The organism is Cronbergia sp. UHCC 0137, assembly GCF_034932285.1.
Classification (GTDB): Bacteria; Cyanobacteriota; Cyanobacteriia; order Cyanobacteriales; family Nostocaceae; genus Cronbergia.
Genome location: NZ_JAYGHC010000003.1, coordinates 1 through 1,525 on the forward strand (window position 1 = coordinate 1; position 1,525 = coordinate 1,525).

Below are 1,525 nucleotides of genomic sequence, written 5' to 3' on the forward strand. Positions count from 1 at the left end.
CAGAATAGAAAGTTTACCTTTCATCAATTCTTACAGCAAGGTTCAAATAACTATCCTAAATTTTGATGTTATGCACTTGCTAAACCTTGCTGTAAATTCTCTAATACTTTAACTAAATTAAACGATTAGAGATTTATTTTCAACAGTATAGATAATATTAATATTCAATAATCATTTATAATATCTTGCATAAATCTAGGTATTGTAGCCCAGCAAAACCCGCATATTGTGGGCAATGCCCACCCTACTTATATGTTCAAAACTCAAAAAGTAACTTTATGGGACTTACGCATTGCAATATTAAATACTCAGAATATATAATTCATAAACAATGGATGGAATACGCCTGGAATTTAGCACAGGTAGCAGGTGAGGCTGGAGAAGTACCTGTAGGTGCAGTAATTGTTGATTTATCTGGAAACTTAATTGCTGAAGGTGAGAATCGAAAAGAACGGGATCATGACCCCACAGCCCATGCGGAAGTTGTCGCTATTCGATCCGCTACTAAGATTTTACAAACTTGGCGGTTGCATGAATGCACACTGTATGTAACCCTAGAACCATGTCCGATGTGTGCTGGGGCGATCGCTCAATCACGTTTATTTAAACTTGTGTATGGAGTGGACGATACCAAAACTGGCGCAATTCGCACTGTTATCAACATACCTGATAGTCCCGCTTCTAATCACCGTCTACAAGTGGTGGGTGGTATTTTAGAATCAGCCTGTCGTCAGCAATTACAGACCTGGTTTGGGACAAAGCGACATCGCCATGGTGACAGCCAAAGGTGAAACTGTCCATTTGGTAAGACAAAAATTACTAAAGAGAATCTACGGTGGAAAGACTCAAATTTTTGTCATATTCTATTCGACAACCAACAGCCACCGTTATGAGGGAATCTCGTTTTGCTTCTACTATCTACCAGTTAATACGGACGCATACCTCAGTAAATCCAAAAATAGCTCCCGGTAGCTCCTGGATTTCTCCCTGGTTAAGTCCGATAGTGTATGCTGTGGGGCGTTACATAGTTCTCCCAGCATTCTTTGGGAAAATAAACATCACTGGCCAAGAGCATATTCCTCAAACAGGAGCGGTAATTCTTGCTCCTACCCATCGTTCACGTTGGGATTCATTGCTTTTACCCTACGCGACCGGTCGGTTCGCTACAGGTAGAGATTTACGCTTTATGGTGACAAGTAGTGAATGTCAGGGACTACAAGGTTGGTTTGTGTTACGGATGGGAGGTTTTCCGGTCGATCCTCACAATCCAGCGATCGCCACTCTCAGACACTCAGTAGATTTACTACAACGGGAAGAAATGTTAGTTATTTACCCGGAAGGTGGGATTTTTCGTGATGGTAAAGTTCACCCTTTAAAACCGGGAATCGCTCGTTTGGCTTTGACTGCTGAATCTATTTACCCAAAATTAGGAATCAAAATTTTACCAATCAGCATTAATTACAATCAACCTATTCCTAGTTGGGGTGCAAATGTCAACATTCACATTGGTGAAAGTTTAAAAGCA

2 protein-coding genes are annotated in these 1,525 nt (G+C 40.7%); both read left to right on the top strand.

What is annotated here, in order from left to right; translation table 11 throughout:
* The first annotated feature begins 278 nt into the window (after positions 1 to 278).
* On the top strand, positions 279 to 791 hold the full coding sequence (gene tadA / locus VB711_RS01575; RefSeq protein ID WP_323283924.1) for a tRNA adenosine(34) deaminase TadA: 513 nt from the start codon (positions 279 to 281) through the stop codon (positions 789 to 791).
* 98 nt (positions 792 to 889) lie between these two features.
* Positions 890 to 1,525: 1-acyl-sn-glycerol-3-phosphate acyltransferase (locus VB711_RS01580; RefSeq protein ID WP_323284083.1), on the top strand; the 636-nt coding region annotated here is incomplete at its 3' end.

What these genes read in the sequence shown, in the direction of transcription:
- tadA (WP_323283924.1), top strand. Translation starts at nt 279, where the DNA reads ATGGGACTTACGCATTGCAATATTAAATACTCAGAATATATAATTCAT.